At 37.5% G+C, this 16,871-nt stretch carries 18 protein-coding genes and 1 pseudogene; all 19 read right to left on the reverse strand.

Going from position 1 to position 16,871, the window contains the following annotated elements:
- Nucleotides 1-82 precede the first annotated feature (82 nt).
- Nucleotides 83-574: a serine O-acetyltransferase gene (locus VZ94_RS12505; protein WP_204369141.1), complete on the reverse strand. Its 492-nt coding sequence runs from the start codon at nt 572-574 to the stop codon at nt 83-85.
- 196 nt (nt 575-770) lie between these two features.
- On the reverse strand, nt 771-2,546 hold the full coding sequence (gene asnB / locus VZ94_RS12510) for an asparagine synthase (glutamine-hydrolyzing) (protein WP_052700493.1): 1,776 nt from the start codon (nt 2,544-2,546) through the stop codon (nt 771-773).
- A gap of 6 nt (nt 2,547-2,552) precedes the next feature.
- Nucleotides 2,553-3,119 carry a glycosyltransferase family 4 protein gene (locus tag VZ94_RS22975; protein ID WP_052700494.1) on the reverse strand — a complete coding sequence of 189 codons (567 nt, stop codon included), beginning with the start codon at nt 3,117-3,119 and terminating at the stop codon, nt 2,553-2,555.
- Nucleotides 3,109-3,429, reverse strand: coding sequence for a hypothetical protein (locus tag VZ94_RS22980; protein ID WP_131655550.1), 321 nt, complete (start codon nt 3,427-3,429; stop codon nt 3,109-3,111). The genes VZ94_RS22975 and VZ94_RS22980 overlap by 11 nt, the downstream gene beginning before the upstream one ends.
- Nucleotides 3,430-3,855: 426 nt before the next feature.
- The gene (locus VZ94_RS12520) at nt 3,856-4,929 is read right to left on the reverse strand and encodes a radical SAM protein (protein WP_045779485.1); all 1,074 of its coding nucleotides are present in this window, start codon (nt 4,927-4,929) and stop codon (nt 3,856-3,858) included.
- Nucleotides 4,930-5,543: 614 nt separating this feature from the next.
- Nucleotides 5,544-6,566 carry a glycosyltransferase family 2 protein gene (locus VZ94_RS12525; RefSeq protein WP_082081615.1) on the reverse strand — a complete coding sequence of 341 codons (1,023 nt, stop codon included), beginning with the start codon at nt 6,564-6,566 and terminating at the stop codon, nt 5,544-5,546.
- A 5-nt stretch (nt 6,567-6,571) separates the two neighbouring features.
- Nucleotides 6,572-7,087, reverse strand: coding sequence for a GMC family oxidoreductase (locus VZ94_RS22985; protein WP_082081616.1), 516 nt, complete (start codon nt 7,085-7,087; stop codon nt 6,572-6,574).
- Complete coding sequence (locus VZ94_RS12530) at nt 6,984-8,024, reverse strand: GMC family oxidoreductase (protein WP_052700497.1); 1,041 nt, start codon at nt 8,022-8,024, stop codon at nt 6,984-6,986. Before VZ94_RS12530 ends, VZ94_RS22985 begins: the two co-directional genes overlap by 104 nt.
- A 175-nt stretch (nt 8,025-8,199) precedes the next feature.
- The gene (locus VZ94_RS12535) at nt 8,200-9,078 is read right to left on the reverse strand and encodes a sulfotransferase family protein (RefSeq protein WP_045779486.1); all 879 of its coding nucleotides are present in this window, start codon (nt 9,076-9,078) and stop codon (nt 8,200-8,202) included.
- Nucleotides 9,065-9,358 (reverse strand): hypothetical protein, encoded by a 294-nt coding sequence (locus VZ94_RS22990; protein WP_052700498.1) that lies wholly within the window; start codon nt 9,356-9,358, stop codon nt 9,065-9,067. Before VZ94_RS22990 ends, VZ94_RS12535 begins: the two co-directional genes overlap by 14 nt.
- Nucleotides 9,339-10,052, reverse strand: coding sequence for a glycosyltransferase family 2 protein (locus VZ94_RS12540; RefSeq protein WP_052700499.1), 714 nt, complete (start codon nt 10,050-10,052; stop codon nt 9,339-9,341). Before VZ94_RS12540 ends, VZ94_RS22990 begins: the two co-directional genes overlap by 20 nt.
- The gene (locus VZ94_RS12545; RefSeq protein WP_082081619.1) at nt 10,049-10,801 is read right to left on the reverse strand and encodes a sulfotransferase; all 753 of its coding nucleotides are present in this window, start codon (nt 10,799-10,801) and stop codon (nt 10,049-10,051) included. Before VZ94_RS12545 ends, VZ94_RS12540 begins: the two co-directional genes overlap by 4 nt.
- Nucleotides 10,789-10,986 (reverse strand): sulfotransferase, encoded by a 198-nt coding sequence (locus VZ94_RS32765; protein WP_045779488.1) that lies wholly within the window; start codon nt 10,984-10,986, stop codon nt 10,789-10,791. Before VZ94_RS32765 ends, VZ94_RS12545 begins: the two co-directional genes overlap by 13 nt.
- Before the next feature lie 31 nt (nt 10,987-11,017).
- A complete protein-coding gene (locus tag VZ94_RS12555; protein ID WP_045779489.1) occupies nt 11,018-12,097 on the reverse strand; it encodes a glycosyltransferase family 4 protein in 1,080 nt (359 codons plus the stop codon).
- Nucleotides 12,097-13,452: a hypothetical protein gene (locus VZ94_RS12560; RefSeq protein WP_052700500.1), complete on the reverse strand. Its 1,356-nt coding sequence runs from the start codon at nt 13,450-13,452 to the stop codon at nt 12,097-12,099. The genes VZ94_RS12555 and VZ94_RS12560 overlap by 1 nt, the downstream gene beginning before the upstream one ends.
- 265 nt (nt 13,453-13,717) lie before the next feature.
- Nucleotides 13,718-14,521 carry a glycosyltransferase family 2 protein gene (locus VZ94_RS22995; protein WP_082081621.1) on the reverse strand — a complete coding sequence of 268 codons (804 nt, stop codon included), beginning with the start codon at nt 14,519-14,521 and terminating at the stop codon, nt 13,718-13,720.
- 156 nt (nt 14,522-14,677) lie between these two features.
- Nucleotides 14,678-15,487: a glycosyltransferase gene (locus tag VZ94_RS12570; RefSeq protein WP_052700502.1), complete on the reverse strand. Its 810-nt coding sequence runs from the start codon at nt 15,485-15,487 to the stop codon at nt 14,678-14,680.
- A 54-nt stretch (nt 15,488-15,541) separates the two neighbouring features.
- Nucleotides 15,542-16,558 (reverse strand): glycosyltransferase family 2 protein, encoded by a 1,017-nt coding sequence (locus VZ94_RS23000; protein WP_052700503.1) that lies wholly within the window; start codon nt 16,556-16,558, stop codon nt 15,542-15,544.
- A gap of 195 nt (nt 16,559-16,753) precedes the next feature.
- Nucleotides 16,754-16,871, reverse strand: a pseudogene (locus VZ94_RS33275) (transposase); the annotation flags it as partial.

The following is a 16,871-nucleotide window of genomic DNA, read 5'->3' on the forward strand; positions in this document are numbered from 1 at the left end:
AAATTACCGAGTGAGGGGCGGGAGGGTTTAGTCACTATTCCCTGATGTTGTTCTGGGAAAAAAAAGATGTAACTGCTCCAGTTTAACTGGAGGTAGAAATGAGTAACTTGGCGGGTATACCAACAACGGTCTCACCCTGATTAACATCTTTTGTGACTACGGCATTTGCACCAATTCTAGCATGATTATCAATATTTAGAGGCCCCAGAATTTTAGCTCCAGCGCCAATATCGACATGGAAACCGAGATTAACCGCGCCCCCAAGAGTTACCTGTTGAAAAATTAGGCAATTAGCTCCAATTATAGACTTGGGATGTATCACAATACCATTTGGATGGGGTATTAATAGCCCACCTCCAATTTGACACGATAAGTCTATTTCTGCTCCAGTAACTACGCTCCAAAATCTATGCCGAATTACACAGATTTTAGCTCTGAGTACATTGATAGGACTTTTTGAAGCCCTTAGCAATTGGTATTCTCTAATGCATTTAAGTAATTTTCTGCTTGGATCCCAAAAAACGTCTTGGTTTTTCTCTATCCCACATCGGAATGCTCCAATCAATGTGTTCATTCTCAATCATAATAAAACATCTAAATAAAAAATTTAAATTCAAAGTGCTACATCATATTCGCGGCACCACCAAAGAAGGATATAAATAGCCCATATACGTGACCAATATAAGCCAGGCATACCTCTTTCGAAGGCGCTCCAAAGGCGAAGTAGAACATTCTGGCGAATTCCCACGCGATTACAAAGAGCAGAATCATTAAATATGGCATTGACTTCGTTTCGTAATGTAGTGCGACACCAAAACGTCTAACGGTAAAACAAAACCGGATTTAGGGCGATTAAAAACTGAAGGATTAATATCAGAAAGTGCAAGCTCACGAAGCAACCCTTTGCTGCCAGGATTTTGATAGCGAGTATTAGGTGCTAATTTTGAAATTTGTTCTATTAGTATATGATCAAGAAACGGTACACGAACTTCTAGTGCAACCTTCATACTGGCTGCATCAGTGTCGCGCAATAAACGTTCGGTTAAAAAAATAGAGGTTTCAAATATAGATATTGTTTCAAGCGTGGAAACGTTTTTAGCAGAAGTTTCAAGACTATCGAAAAATTCAGTTGGTAAACCTAATTTTGTTGATTGAGTATCTGGTTCAAAAAGTTGCTGATAAAAATCATTTGAAAAAATTCCGTATGCTGTTTGGTAAAGCTGAAGAAGATCCCCTTTTGAGACTAAAGCATCTCCTAGTTTTCCCCATCTCGTCTGAGGCGGCACTGCACCTATTCCACCTACCATTAACTGACACATTATCTGTGATAAATACATAATAAGCGGTTTAGGAATATGCTTCATACTCCGAGCCAATTTTTGCAGTTTTGGAAGTTCTACGAATGTCCGGTAACCACCAAACAATTCATCTCCTCCAGTCCCTGCTATAGCCACTTTTAATCCATGTTCTCGAACAAGGTTGCTTACTACATAAGTATTGATTGCGTCAAACGTAGGTTGGTCGATAGATGATAGTGCTTTAGGTAAGCAAGTAACAAAATCTTGTTGTGTAAGTTTGAGTTCAACATGCTCTGTTTTAAGATATTCAGTAATTTGTCGTGCATACTTAGATTCATCAAAATCGCTTTCTTCAAAGGAGATATTGTAGGTTTTAATGGAATCAGCACCATTAACCTTAGTTACTAGCGATGCAATTGCGCTTGAGTCAATTCCTCCTGATAAAAATACGCCTACGGGAACATCACTAATCAGATGAAGTTTAGCAACATTTTCTAGCTCGCTACGAACTTGATCCGTTCCATTAGAAACGTAGTTTTTTGGTAAAGGTAGTTTCCAATATTGTTTAGTAAGAACTTCTGGATTTTTAGCGTCAATAAGAGCTAAAGAACCAGGGGGGAACAAATGAATATCTTTAATAATTGTTTGATTGCCAACAACAAAACCATTCCACATAAAAGTAGAAAGTGCTGATTGGCTTAGTTGACGAGGTATTAAACCGGTATTTAATATGGCTCTTACTTCAGATGCAAATAAAATTACTCGACATCCAATTGAAGCTCGAACTTCACACCAATAAAGTGGTTTTATACCCAAGCGATCACGAACAAACAGTGCTTGACGATTTGTTGGGTTAAAAATCACAAAGGCAAACATTCCTCGTAAATATTGAATGCAATCGATTCCCCATTGTCGATAGGCGGCGAGAATAACCTCAGTATCACTTGCCGTATGCAATGGTTGTCCTAAAGAATGAAGCTGCCTCGAAATTTCTTGATAATTATAAATTTCTCCGTTAAAAACAATTACATTACCTGTTTCAGCGTCAACCATTGGTTGATGGCCTGCTGGAGTTAAATCAATTATCGAAAGACGACGGTGTGCTAAAGCTGCACCAAAACCCTCAACACCTGTACACCAGAATCCATGGCTATCTGGGCCGCGATGCCCTATGTTAAGACTCATTTTATTCACTGCATGATTAATTTCTTCTTCAATCCACCCAATTGCACCTGCTATTCCGCACATGTTTTATCAATCTCCTATTACGGAAAGAAATAGCTGTTCAAGTTTTTGTCCTTCTATAAAAGTATTATGGTGCTGCAAAACAGCTTCTCGACCTAAATTAGCCATAGCTTCCAGTGTGGATATTGGTGTAGACATAACTTCACTAATTGCGTCAGCTAGTTGATCGGAGCGTCCCGCTGTAATTAGCCAACCGTTGACGCCATGCTGAACAAGCTCAGGGATACCAGCAATTTTAGTGCTAATTACTGGGCGTCCTAAAGCAAAAGCTTCCATAATAACAACCGGAAGACCTTCTGCGAAACTAGGAAGAACAAGAGCTCGTGATTGCTGCAAGCGGCGACGCACTTCAGTTTCATCTATCCAACCAGTAATTTCAACATAATTTTCCAGTTGCTTTTCTTTAATAATTTTCTCTAATGCGTACCTAAGCTCTCCATCACCACATAATACGAGTCTGGCATCAACTCCAGATTTAACCGCTTTTTCAAAGCCATCTAAAAGCACCCCATGTCCCTTCTGCTCATTCAATCGAGCTACACAAGTAATAATATTTGAGGTTGGGTCAATAGGCATCGCTGCTTCGACGTAATTTTCGCCTACGGTACAATGTATAATATTTACTTTTTTTCCACTCACTTAGTGGAATCCATCGGCGAATTTGAGAGCTTCCAAAATCACTTATGGCCAAAACAAATGCTGAGGCAGAAATTTTATCAGCAAGACTAAGGCCTAAAGGTGCGTCAAACTCTTCGGGGCCATGTATAGTTATACTATACGAAGGACCGCCTAAATAACGGCATAGCAAACCTACACAAGCTGAGTTTGTGCCAAAGTGCATATGTAAATGCTCGATTTTACGTTCACGAAGCTCTTGTAATAACAATGTGGCTTCAGCTAAGTAAGCAACATGCCTTATGAAGCCGCGATCACTTCGGCTAGCTAACTTCAATGTTGCATGGATTGCAGTAAAAAAACGCTTAGGACTAATAATTAATATTCGAATAATAGCAGATAGAAACTTTAATTTTTTTGGTTTAGAATGAAAAAAAAAGTTTTAGCAAATTCTTCTTTATCTAAAGGGTCTATTGGAGGGGTTGTTGGTTTCCGCATTGAAAACCTGTGAACGTCATGTCCCCGACGTTCTAGTTCTCGGATTTCGCGTCTAATAAATGTATGGCTTACTGCTGGATATTGATTTATTAAATAACCAATCCGCAAACGACGAAATTGAGATTTCATATATTAATTAGAAAAATAAAGTAGCTAATTATTCAATATACGCTCACCATAATGAAACGTACAAAAATTTTTAGTTTTTGAGCAATGTAAAAGCCATTTTTGCTTTATCCAAAATAGTTTTTTGAGATAAGCATGTAAACAAGCAAAGACGGTCGCATGAAGTAGTTTCTTTTCGTCTAAGACGCGCGTCTTCACTTTCCCATATTTCTCGCGCAGTTTGTCTTTTTACATTTCCAATAGGAGAATAATACCAACACACTTCAACATCACCATTTGTACGAATAAAGTAGTTCCTTAATCCAACGCGGCATGCCCCCACGGTTGAAGGCGCTTTTTCTTCTCTAAAATGCGCAGGCCATAGCTTTAATGTGGTCTCGCTGTTCAAAATAGGCATGCCCGCTTTTTTTTGCTCTAACAAATTCTCAACAACAGTTTGTAATTCTGAAAAGCGATCCTCATTTACCCATAGTTCGCTATAAGTTTCATCTGTCCAACGGTCAATTGGTTGAAAATTTACTGCAGTTGCGCCTAAAGCTTGCGCCCATTTTGGAATTTCATGAAGAATATGTAAGTTCGATGCATGAACGACTGGTTTTATCGTTATTGGAAATGTCTGATTTTTTTTATTTCTTTCTTCAATCAACATTTTTAGTTGTTTAGTAATTCTCTCTAATGACCCAGGAATACCTCTGACATAATCATGAATCTCTGCAATATGTGCATCCATAGAGATATTTATATTAAAAGGTTGTGCTGCGACTACTCGTTCAACTATAGATTTTGTGAGGCCTGAGCCGTTAGTGGTAACTCCCCATTTCAATCCCTTATGATGACAAAATTCAAGCAACTCGATAAAATCCTTTTTTATAAAAGGCTCTCCGCCTGAAAACTCTATGTGAAAACTTCCTATATAGTCGTGAAGGCTTGTTAATGCATCTTTCCATTCTTGTATGGATAATTCATCTTGATATTTAGGCAACCTCCAATATTCACAATATCTGCATTTGTAATTGCATCTTTCGTTCACGATTCCATAAATCACTACAGGTTTTACTTTATCAATTCCTGTATTAAGGTAAATTTCTTCCAAAATATCGTTTCTTGCATGCTTATAACCTAACTGTAATAAACTAGTTGCTTTCATATTAATTTCTCTCAATCTGTTAAATATCGTAAAATCCAGACGCCCTTTCTTTATATATTACGTAAGCCCTTAAAATGAAAATATAAACTATCAAAGATTTGATAATACTCGATGTTCAAGTTTTTAATTCTTGATTTGAGAGAACCTTGCTAAACTAGGACTTACTGCTATTCACGTTTTTATGTTGTAACTACTGTCGTCGATGAAAATACATTGATTTATCTGGGTTAGTTGTAGACAAGTTAATAAAACTTGAACTTCGAGTAATAACTATTTGAGAGACAGATAAAATTTATTTAAATTCAAACACAACAATTTGCAGCTATGACTCAATTTTATGTATTAACGGCGTTGGTGCATAAATCAGGATTGTAAGTAATTGATTTTAATAGACATCGACAGTTGCATTTTTCAATGCCGCCGATTTTTTATAGCTAAAAACCAGAGAAACAAGGCAAGTCCCAGTCTACAACCGATTGTTTTACAATAGCTTTATTTATGCACCAACGCCTGTATTAACCACAAATAGCCAATGGCGCACGAGACGAGCTGTTAATATTGCTAGGCTTTTGGGGCGCGTATAATGAAAACTAACGCTATCTTTACTGCCTAACCTATTTATATTCAATAATACTGGACTGATTTCGATTAATAGTTGAACAATAAAATTTTATAGCGCCAACTATTTGTGGAAATCTCGCCAATAATACAAAAAAACTGTAGTAAAAACGTAAATTATAGGACTCATATTTTTTATCGTTTCTTAAAAACATTCTACCTATTTGCAAAGGATACGCAACGAATAACATCATAAATGATGTATTAAACAAACTTAAAATAATAATTAATATAGGTAATAAGCCAGCCCAAAAAAAAATGCTTCGAGTTTCTTTAAATAAATATTTTTCTTTATCACCGTATATACTCATACTTTCAGCAAAAGCATGGCCTGACCTCACGCTACGCATCCACCATTGCCGAAAATGATTCATTGCCGCATCATGCAATGTCATATTTTGATCCAAACGGTAAATCTTCCAGCCCAGTTGGCGCAATCTAAAACACAATTCAGGTTCTTCACCCGCAATTAGTAAATTATTATAACCACCAGCATCGGAAAAAGAACTAACTCTTATTAATGCATCACCACCACATGCATCTGCATCGCCAATAAGTGTATCCCATTCCATATCGCATAATTGATTATAGATAGAGCGCTCAGGGTAACGCTCCTGACGGCGGCCACAGACAACTGCATAATTAGGGTGTTCATATAGAAAATGAGTGGCAATATTCAACCAAGAAGAGACAAGCTCACAATCACCGTCAATAAATTGCACAAACAGCAGCTTAGGATACTGAGTCGTTATAAACTTAAAGCCCTCATTTCTTGCTCTAGCAGCAGTAAAAGGAGTCGATAAGTCCAGTTCTATTACATGAAGTCCTAGCCCTTTAGCAAAGTCAACACTCGTATCGGTTGAGCCTGAGTCTACATATACTACCTTGTCTAACTTGGTAATCAGTGATCGTAAACAAATTTGTAGGCGTTCACCTTCATTTCGACCAATAACAACAGCGCCTGTGTTGTTTAACAAGTACGCCATGTTAAGAGGCTTTTCACTAGCCGCATCATTCATATAAGCTATGATAAATGTTGGGCGAGTCTTAAGGCTAACTCAACAATGGTAAATGTTGGGTTAGCACCGCCACTGGTTGCAAAAACACCACTACCACCCACATAAAGATTTTCAGTATTAAATACTTTACAATTTTTATCGACAACACCGTAATCTGGCGATTCAGACATTCGAGTGGTACCCATATGGTGGCAATGATGGCCAACGGGAATGTCCACGCTAGTATCTAAAATATAGGGGGCTAATTTGACACGGCCAAAGTCATTGAGTGCAAAGTCTTTAGCTAATTCTAGTGCAATCACTCTTATAGTTTTTTTGTCTAATTCGTTAATATTGAAACCAAGATTTACTCGGCGCAAGCCTAAGCTGTCGGTTTCTTTGGCTAAGGTTACTCTGCTATCTTTGTTTGGCGCTTGCTCAATAAGCGTACCTATAACACCATCGCCAGGGCAATGAAAGTAAACGAATTTTTTTAGATAATTCAGATAGCGTCTGCCATTGACAAATGCTATCTCTAACAAACTTTTTCACTGCTTTCGAGCGCCCACCACTTACGCCAGGTGCCGTTGACACGCTCATAGAAACATTGGCATTACCAATTTTGTGTTCTAAGGAGAAAGCACTACTGGTGCAAAAACTTGTTGTTCCCGCCGCCTCTAAATATTTTTTATTGCCGGCAAACATGCCTAAATCGACATTAAAGTGCTCCATAAAGCAACGACCGACAAAATCAGAATGATTACCTATACCGCTTTTAATTTGGCTATCGCAGTTTAACAACAATCTCGCATTTTCAATTGCACCTAATGCGATAATAAAGTTTTTACCACTAAATCTAAAGTCCTGGTTTCCATAGTTTTTAATAACGAACTCGGTGACCGTCGATAAATCTTTATCTAAGCGGATGTCGGTCAAGTTAGCGTTGATGAATAATGTAATATGGCTAGATTTTTCTAGTTCGTCATAAAACTTAGTCCCAAAACGTGTAGGTGCACTTCTTGCAATACGATCTGGAATAAATCGTTCTGAACTCCAATTAGGAATATCCGGTGCATCAAAATCCTTATCAATATCTAAAACAACCTTGGCTTCTTTTTCAAAAGTCTCTAAGTCGCTACGATTAATAGGCCAGCCAGGCAAGCCAAAAAAGTCTCTTTGCATAAAGTCAACGTCATCTAGCGGTTTGCAGCGGCCAGCCCAATGATTTGTTGTTCCGCCTAAATATCTTAAGCGACACCTTTCTAAGCCCCAATATTCAATACCGGTATTATTTCCCTTATATATATCCATAGATTGGTCGGTGTATTCTTGGTCGCCACCTTCTAATAGCGCGACTTTTTTCCCGGCGCGTCCTAAGTATATTGCTAAGGTAATGCCAGCAGCACCAGCGCCTGCAATGCATACATCATAGCCGGAGGTCGTTATTGATTTTGGATTTTCAGCTAGATTAATAATCACGTTCTCTCCAAATCTGACTTAAGTAATACCCAACCATTAATGATAATAAAATCTGATGCCTGAGTTTGCTCGGGTAGAGAGATTTTATCAGCAAGGGCAAAACCAGAGAATCCAGCACAAACAAAGCAGGACATTAAACGACGCAAAAAAAGCCTTCTTGAAAACATAGTAAACCTTACCGTTGATACCCGCTTATCAAGCGAGGTGAGTCGAATTGAGCAACAACCTGAAAATTAGCGCAATTAATCTCCAAATCTAACCAATCGCCCAATTGTAATAAATCTTCATTGAAACACTGTGTAAGTCGAGCTAGGTGGGCAGAATCTAATTCAGGTCGTTGCTGCATGGTTAAGTTTTTTTTAACTTTATCCCTAATAGATTCTGGCACTAGCGCACGTCTTAGTGTTGACATTAATTTGGATTCTATTAGCCATTGGTAGCCAGGAAATTTACGGATTCTCTCTTGCGATATATTTTCTGGGGCTAAATTGTGTTGCCAAACAACCTCGTGTTGATAGCCTATAAATTGAGCGATGCGCGATAATTGTTGCTCAGGATTCGCTTTAATTGCTTCAAAAAATACTGGCAAAATCGCATCACTGCCAAATGCTTCTAAATAAGGCTTAAGTTGTTTTGCGTAACAACTATAAGCAATTAGCTCGGGATAATGGTCAACGCAGTAGTTAATATCGCCAGTAAATTGGCTTTGCGACCATTGGTGAATATAGTGAGAAACTAACCGATCTATGGGATGACGCATCACATAAATCAATTTTACATTTGGTAAATATGCCGCTAAGCGTTCAACGCAATATGGATAATCAGGTAGTTTGGTGTAGTGGGTACTGGATTCACCACACAAATCACCTGGATTCGCTCCATCAAATAATGACTCATACCAAGCAAATCCGCGTTGATAATGCTCATCATCGCTAAAAAAATTAGGTTCTTTTGGGGTTGTCATAAAAATCCCCGCTTGTTGGGCGAGTTGACCATGTAATGTGCTAGTCGCACATTTCATTGCACCTATAATAATGAAATCAGGTTTTGCCATAATCGTCGGGATGGATGTAAGAACGCAAAGGTTGGCTAAAATTTATCCAAATATCTCGCCATTGTTGCTCAGCAATATTAGTTTCATACGTTGGTGAAACAACGCCACGCATTTTAGTGACTAACATACCGAAAGCCCAAAGCATATTTGCAGTGATTAAGCCTAGCCAGCCATAGCTTTGAAAGAAAAAGCGAGTGCGCGATTCATAAAAATAGCGCGGTAAACGTTTACGCAGCTTAGCTTGTTTTTTTAACGGCGAGCTACCACCGCGTAAATGCACTACATGCGCTAAGGGTTGGTAAGCAATTTTCCAACCGGATTTTTTTGACGCGCCAGCAAAATTCCACATCTTCAAAATACATAAAGTAGCCCTCATCTAAAAGACCTATCTCCTCAAATACTTTGGCATTGATTAAGACACATGCAAAACTTACCCAATCATAGAGATTAACGATGTCCGAGACGGGTTGCGCAACAATAAAACGCCGAAACATTTTGCTAAAAATACTTGTTTTGGCGGCGGAAACAAACTCGCTAATAGGTGTGTGGAAATTAAAACAGCTTTCCTGTGCTAAAGCATCTGGCCACTCAAGTCTAGGTGCTACTATGCCAATATCAGGTTGTTGTTTGATAAATGCTAATAAGACCTCAATAGCATCTGCTCTAATTAAGGTGTCGCTGTTCAGCAATAAATAATAATTGGCGTTAACAGCTTGAATACCTATGTTATTGCCGCTGGCAAAACCGTGATTAACCTCTGATTTAATTAACCGATAAGCAGTTCTCATCGTTTGCGTTTGTAACCACTGTTCTATCACAGTCGTCGAATTATCACCGGAGCAATTATCGACTATGATAACAACAGCATTTAAACGCGTTATTGCTTCTTTAAATGACTCTAAGCAGTCTATGACTAACTGTGGAGTACGATAATTAACAATAACAATCGCTAGCTCATGTTTTGGTAAACTCATTTTAGGTGTTTAATATCTATAGCGTTTTTATCTTGTATATATTGTTTATGCAATGTTGTTAAGCCAAGCAATTTTGTTAATTTTTCGCCGAAAAATAATACAAAACCGTAGCGTTGCAGCCCATGTTTTAATTTAAACCATTTGTTTTGAACTAGTAACGCTAGTTTCTCGAACGCATTAGGTTGGTAAGGAGTGCTATTGATAACTTCGTAGTGACGTGTAGATATAAGTTTATGCGCTTTGGCTTCAACTAATGCGACTTCTTTTGCAGTGAGTTTTTTTCGCCATTGCCACGCTAAGCTACTATCCGGTTTGTCATACGTCGACGCGTTATCATATTCAAGCATGGACGGCGCATAGCTAACGCCGATAAATTCACATAACCGCGCTAGCTCTGCTTCTGGTTGTGTAACTATATCTTCATAGCGTAAGGTGATAACTTGTTCAGATTTAATTTTTGTTGTGAGTAAATCCCAAGATTGCTCTGTAGCCATCCACAAATCGACGCCAAAATAAACATTACCTGCCCAACCCATGCCCATACATGATTTTGCAACATCGCGCGGGTCGCGTAATAAATGGACAAACTTAGCATTTGGAAAAAGATAAGGAATCCGTTCAAAATGACGATGTATATTCAATGCCAACACTTGATTATCGGCAGATAGCTGCTGAACAAACGATTTGATTAACTCTTCGGCGTTTAAAGCGTTATTGATAGATAAAATTTTTTGCGTTAAAAATGCGATTGAGTTTTAGCGACTCGCAAAAGTTTGTCCGTAGAGGGAAAACTACCATCTTCATACATGTAATCAAATAAAAAATCGAATTCTCCAGGATTAACTATGTTTGGATGATGATCTAACATGAGTCGCAACATGGTTGACCCTGAACGTAGCGCACCGCAAATAAAAATTAACTGATGATTTTCCAATGTGTTGCCTTCTAAAAATCAGTGCTGAGGTTTATTGAGCCTCTTCTAGGAACTTAAATAAATTTTGCTCAAAGAGATTGCATGAATGTTGCCAATGCCACTTTGTTGATGTTTCGTATGCCAATGTTGACATTCTAAGCCATTCTTGCGGAGTTAAGGAAACAATTTCACTAATGCATGAGGTCATCGCGTCAATATCGTCAATCGGTATCAACCTACCATTTTCGCGCGTAATAATATCAGGGGCTGCCCCGCAATGCGTTCCAATGACAGGAGTATGACAGGCCATCGCTTCAAGAATCGGCAAACCAAAACCTTCTGTGCGGCTAGAAAATAACCATGCATCGCATAAAGCGTAAATCTCCCGTAACTTATCTTGAGCTGGGCGATAAAAATATTGACTTTGATTAGGCAATTGCTTTTCTATATTGTTTTCCGGGCCAAAGACCACTAATTGCAAATCAGTTATTTGCGCTTGCGCTCTATTAAAGGCTTCTATTGCGAGATCACAGCCTTTAAATTCACGTTTGCTGTACATAAAGCCAATCGTTGGTTTATTTTGTTTTATGCGTTCTGTAGCAAAAAATAAATTCGGATCGACGCCATTAGGCACAACAGCGACGTCAGAATCGCCATACTCCTTATTCATAATGTCAGCAATCCACGACGCAACCGCAATTTTTCTATAAGGTAATCGCAAGGTTGCTTTAACACGCTCTATAGGTAACCAGGGATGTATTTCATAATGCTGTAGAAAATAAACTTTTTTGCCTTTACTAGCTGGAAATTCAGCTATCCATTCTGCCGTATTCCAAAAGGTAGCAATTACTATATCAGCGTCAGGTACGTCTTTAGTTGATACATGGTTGCTGTTTTCTATAATATTTACTTCATAGGTTGCCTGATTAAAAAAAGTGGTATCGAACTTATTTTTTAGTAATTGCCGATTTTTTGCTAAGGACTTTACCTGATCTTGTAATCTAAGCATTGGCGCGCTGGGTGAAATAACAGTAACGCTATGGCCTTGCTTGCTTAAGTAAGTCGCGTAGATGGATATAACTCTAAGCCCTCCTGTTACATTAAGGCTAGGAACGATGAATGTTATTCTCATTAAGATAATTTATAGTCATTAACGTTGCTAAGCTGTTGAGATTTATTAATAAACTCTGCTCGCCCGAATAACACCCCCACTATCAGCCAAATCCATGGCTCTAAGGTGCTATTTGGAATTTGGTCGATGATTAAAAAACTGACAAGCATTGTATGAGCCGCCATGACAATTTTTTCATTTTCCTCGCGTATTCGCTGAAATCCTGAAGTAACCATAATTACGGGTAATGTTAATAAGCCGAATTGAGCCAAAAAACCCGCTAAGCCATACGTTCCTACAGTTTGAATCCATTGCCCATCAGCTGTACTCTCGCCTTTTTCTGTTTCTTCATTGTAAACTCTATTTCTATTCCACCCACCCCAGCCCCAAATAAGCCTTTTTTTGCATGGGCAAGCAAAAATCAATTCGTTCTGAAATCGAAAATCTAACGATTGAGCACGCTCAGCATCGAAGTCACTTGCAAAACTAACTAGCTCTTTATGAGGAACCATATTCATAATAGATAGAACAGGATATAACAATGCGATAATCACAAGTAGTCTTGCTGTAATCAATTGTATTTTGAAGGAAGTCATTCGAATTAGCAAAAAAGAGACAAAACCGTAGACAATAGAGGCAACGCTTTTACATAAAACCAATATTATTAATAAATAATAAGTTGTTTTATTAGCAGATAATCTCCAAGTTTTAATATTTAAGCGGCAAAAAGCTGTTGCTGCAATAACCGTTACGACAATAAATATCGCTACCCATAAACCATGTGTCATAAATACAACCGGTCTAAACCCTCCAAAGCGCACTTGTTGACCAAAGCTATGTGGGAAAAAACCGTAGACCATTTTATGTAATTGCGGACTCATTCTGACTTCGTAAAGAATAAAAATAGAATAAAGCAACCCACAGACAACCAATACTTTAAATAGTGATAACTGGTCCTGGTGTGTTTTGAACAACTCTTTTCCCAAAAAAAACGGTAGCACAATAATTATTTGATTAATAACCGTAGATAATGCGTCATAGTGCGTCAAACCAGGTAAAATAATACCACCAATCAAAATCTGATCGCCATTTAGTTCGGCAGTAAAAAAAGGACCTATCACGAATAACAACAATAGAAATGCCAGCGATTTATTTTTGCTCCATAGAGGTATTTGTCTTCCAACAATAAAGCGGCAAACTAAAAAGGCTGATAGCGCAGCAATAGACTGTTTATCTAATGCGGGAATAAATGGTAAATCCACTTCTGTTCTGGTCGGTAAAAACATGTGTCCGCCCATAACAGTCCAAAGCGTTGCTTCAGTAGCTGATTTTGACCGATATAACCATATAGCAATGATGGGCCAAAGCCCTAGCATGGTATAAGCAAACCAATTAGAAATTGCTTTCTCCTAGTAGTTTAAAAGCAAATTTAGAAAGTCTTAAATTCAAGCAAATAAGAGCATCACTGCCAAAAAGATTCGATGAATGTTAGACTCTATTAAAGGGCTTTAAATTAGCCCTTATTTCAAAAATAACATTAGAAAATTTTTCCATACAATCAAATTATTAGCTAATAAACAAGCTTTAAGGCCAATCTTTAAAGCCGCAATTTTTTTTCCTTGTTTATGTAATAACCATGAGTTACCAATTAACGCACCTTGTAATTGTCTTTTTTGCATCTGTAGATGGATCGTGTCCGTCAATCGGAATGCTAGGTAATCTACCTAATTGTAACTCATCTGCCCCAGACAACTTTCGTTGTTCTGAAAATAATCTTGCTGTTTTTTCGTAAAACTCTTTTCTGGACGATGACTGAATATGAGTAATAGATGAGTTATGTAACCTATATAAATAAGTTGCAATAGGAATATAAACAATTTTACACACTTCAGCTAACCGTAGCTGAAAATCAATGTCTTCTGCAGTAACAAAAAAATCCCTGAACCCTTCGATTTTTTTTACAAATTCGCTCCTAACACAGAATGTACATAAATGAGTTAGAGTATTTCCTTCGAGTAATTTATCAGTAATCTCATGGCGAAAGTCAGGTTGATTGAGACTCACAATAGTGCTGCCTTGGTAATCCATTAAATTGAATTGGGCACACACAGCGCCAATATCAGAATTTTGGTTAAGGAAAGATATTAATTTTTCGACAGAGTTTTGCATAAATAAATCATCTGCATCACAAAACATTAAAAATTTACCTGAAGCGATCTCCAAGCCCTGATTTTTTGCAGATGCAATTCCTTTCAAACTACCATTGACTATTTTAATTCTTTTATCTTTTATTTCTTCAGCTATTGCTCTAGAGCTATCTTCTGATTGATCATCAATAATAATTAGCTCTAGGTCGCTAAAAGACTGGTTCAGAACTGAATTAATAGCATCGCCGATGAATGCTTCGCAATTCCGAGCAGGCATTATTACAGAAACTTCTGCCATATATAACTTAATTATTTACAAGGAAAGGTATAAGTAATCTTTTTTGGTAACGGCTTCATTAAAGCACAGATCAAAAGTAACCAACTATCCTTACACCAAGGAATCAGCCAAATTGCTTTAAAAGAATAAAACACTGCGGTAATTCTTTGTTGATAATTAAAACGCCCACCATCCGAATTTAAGATAATACTTATGTTTAGATTTTTTTTCATTATTTGGTCGCCATACATCAAATTCAAAGTTATAAATTACATTTCGTCGCTGCCATGCTTCGACACAGGCCATGTGAGCAGATTTTTTTTGTACGCCTGAGTTTTGACTACTTACTGAGGAAGATAGCATTCTATACTTAATAAGAGGGTGTGGTAAGTTCGCTAGCTTTCCTATTTCTCCAAGTCGTAACCAAAGATCTAAATCTTCTGCTGCAATAAAATTCTCTCTGTATCTACCAATAGCAAATACTGCATCTTTACGGTACATGACTGTAGGATGACTTATTGATACATGGCCTCGCAACAGTAAATCCTGAATGTTGCAATCCTCTAGCGGCATTGTTAACAAAGTTAGCTCCCTGCTGTTTTTATCTATTATTTCAGTGTAGCCACCTACGCATACAACTTCAGGTTGCTGTAATAAAAACTGTGCTTGCAACTCAAAGCGGTTTAAAAATGAAATATCATCAGCATCCATACGGGCTATTAAGGGCGCTTTCGCGAGCATGAGTCCTTCATTTAAGGTTTTAACCAATCCTCGATTTTCTCTGCTAATTAACCGTATGCGATTGTCTTTTTTGGCATATTTTTCAAGTATTTTTAGCGATTTATCTTTTGATCCATCATTGATAATAATGAATTCAAAGTCTGAAAATGTTTGATTTAATATACTTTCAACAGCCTTTGCAACATAACGTTCAGCGTTGTATACAGGCATTATAACCGAAATGAAAGGGGACATAATCAAGACCATAATAAAAGAATTTGAGTAATTACCCGCTTATTTAGAGCAATGGGCAGTTATTTTTTATTTCTCAACCAAAGTTTCTGAACATTGTAAAAAGCTTCTCGAGGATGCAGAATAAAAGTACATTTCAGGCAATGAAAGCCAGGCAAGTTTACGTGTTAACCGATTGTTATATTTTGCATATGCGAATATTGAAAAAAACGAAATATAAAACCTTTTACTGTCTAATAAGCCAGATCTTACTGCTACCTTCAAAATATATATAGAATCAGTAACTGTATTTTCTATAATGCAAAGATAAGCAAGCTTAAAAAACATACCTAGCAAATAATTTTGGCGCATAAGAGTGTCACATCTGTAATCCCGTAAATACCCAATAATTTTTTTATAGAGCAGAGCAAAATAGAGTTTTCTTTCTATTGTGTTATCAAGGCTACTAATTGATCCTTCCACAAACTTACGATAATAACTATTAACAATAGGTACCTTTATGTAATTTAATCCATAAGCAATAGCTCTGATATGAAACTCCCAATCTTGCCAAGATATAGCACTTTCATCCCAGCCATTTATTTTAATTATGCTTTGTTTTTTCCATATAGGGGAGGATGTATGCCATGGGGTATCAACTCTAATAAACCTATCGAGGTCATTCTCATCTGAAAAATAATTCCAATACACCCCTAAATCGCCAACTGTATTTTTAAATAATTCACATTGAAAAACGATGAAGTCAAGATTCATATTATCAGTAAATGCGCTTACCCGCTGCTGTACACAGTCGGGATGCAACAAGTCGTCGGCGTCTAAAAAAATGATGAACTCACCCATCGCATGATTTGTTCCTATATTTCTACATACAGGCGCCCCATGATTCCCTGATGTATTTTGAATTAAAAACACATTTGGATAGTTTAGTTTTATAAAACTAACAGTGTCGTCTGTTGAGCCGTCATCAACGACTATGATTTCTATGAATTTGTAGGTTTGCTTGTTAACAGATCCCAAGGTCTCTGACATGTGAGGCATACCGTTTTTAACTGGTATGACAATGCTAACAATATGATTATTATTCATTTTTTACTCTAATGATACAGGTTCTGCTTAAGGTGTCATATTTTAAAAAATTTCTAATTTTGGATGCTGTACTATCCACGTAAGTAGTCGTGCAAAAATCTTTTAACATTGTTTCAAGCGAATTCGATGCGGTAACCTTTGCCGATATTGGCGAGAATATCGAATAGGTTTTGCTTGAGAGATAAATAAAGAGTCGTAAGCAGAAAAAGGCATCCACTCGTACTTTATTTTCCGCCAGAGTATTTCTATCAAATTCAGCTCCGGTGAATAAGGTGTGATGGGTAGTATCGTCAACTTTTGCGCCTGCCATCGC

The organism is Methylocucumis oryzae, from assembly GCF_000963695.1.
Lineage (GTDB): Bacteria > Pseudomonadota > Gammaproteobacteria > Methylococcales > Methylomonadaceae > Methylovulum > Methylovulum oryzae.

Excerpts from the sequence above, each read along its gene's own strand:
- VZ94_RS12560 (WP_052700500.1), bottom strand. The coding sequence starts at position 13,452 with ATGCTAGGGCTTTGGCCCATCATTGCTATATGGTTATATCGGTCAAAA.
- VZ94_RS22995 (WP_082081621.1), bottom strand. The coding sequence starts at position 14,521 with ATGGCAGAAGTTTCTGTAATAATGCCTGCTCGGAATTGCGAAGCATTC.
- VZ94_RS12535 (WP_045779486.1), bottom strand. The coding sequence starts at position 9,078 with ATGGCAAAACCTGATTTCATTATTATAGGTGCAATGAAATGTGCGACT.
- VZ94_RS23000 (WP_052700503.1), bottom strand. The coding sequence starts at position 16,558 with ATGAATAATAATCATATTGTTAGCATTGTCATACCAGTTAAAAACGGT.
- VZ94_RS12570 (WP_052700502.1), bottom strand. The coding sequence starts at position 15,487 with ATGGTCTTGATTATGTCCCCTTTCATTTCGGTTATAATGCCTGTATAC.
- VZ94_RS12555 (WP_045779489.1), bottom strand. The coding sequence starts at position 12,097 with ATGAGAATAACATTCATCGTTCCTAGCCTTAATGTAACAGGAGGGCTT.
- asnB (WP_052700493.1), bottom strand. The coding sequence starts at position 2,546 with ATGTGCGGAATAGCAGGTGCAATTGGGTGGATTGAAGAAGAAATTAAT.
- VZ94_RS22975 (WP_052700494.1), bottom strand. The coding sequence starts at position 3,119 with ATGCCTATTGACCCAACCTCAAATATTATTACTTGTGTAGCTCGATTG.
- VZ94_RS12540 (WP_052700499.1), bottom strand. The coding sequence starts at position 10,052 with ATGAGTTTACCAAAACATGAGCTAGCGATTGTTATTGTTAATTATCGT.
- VZ94_RS12525 (WP_082081615.1), bottom strand. The coding sequence starts at position 6,566 with ATGAATGATGCGGCTAGTGAAAAGCCTCTTAACATGGCGTACTTGTTA.
- VZ94_RS12520 (WP_045779485.1), bottom strand. The coding sequence starts at position 4,929 with ATGAAAGCAACTAGTTTATTACAGTTAGGTTATAAGCATGCAAGAAAC.
- VZ94_RS12505 (WP_204369141.1), bottom strand. The coding sequence starts at position 574 with ATGAACACATTGATTGGAGCATTCCGATGTGGGATAGAGAAAAACCAA.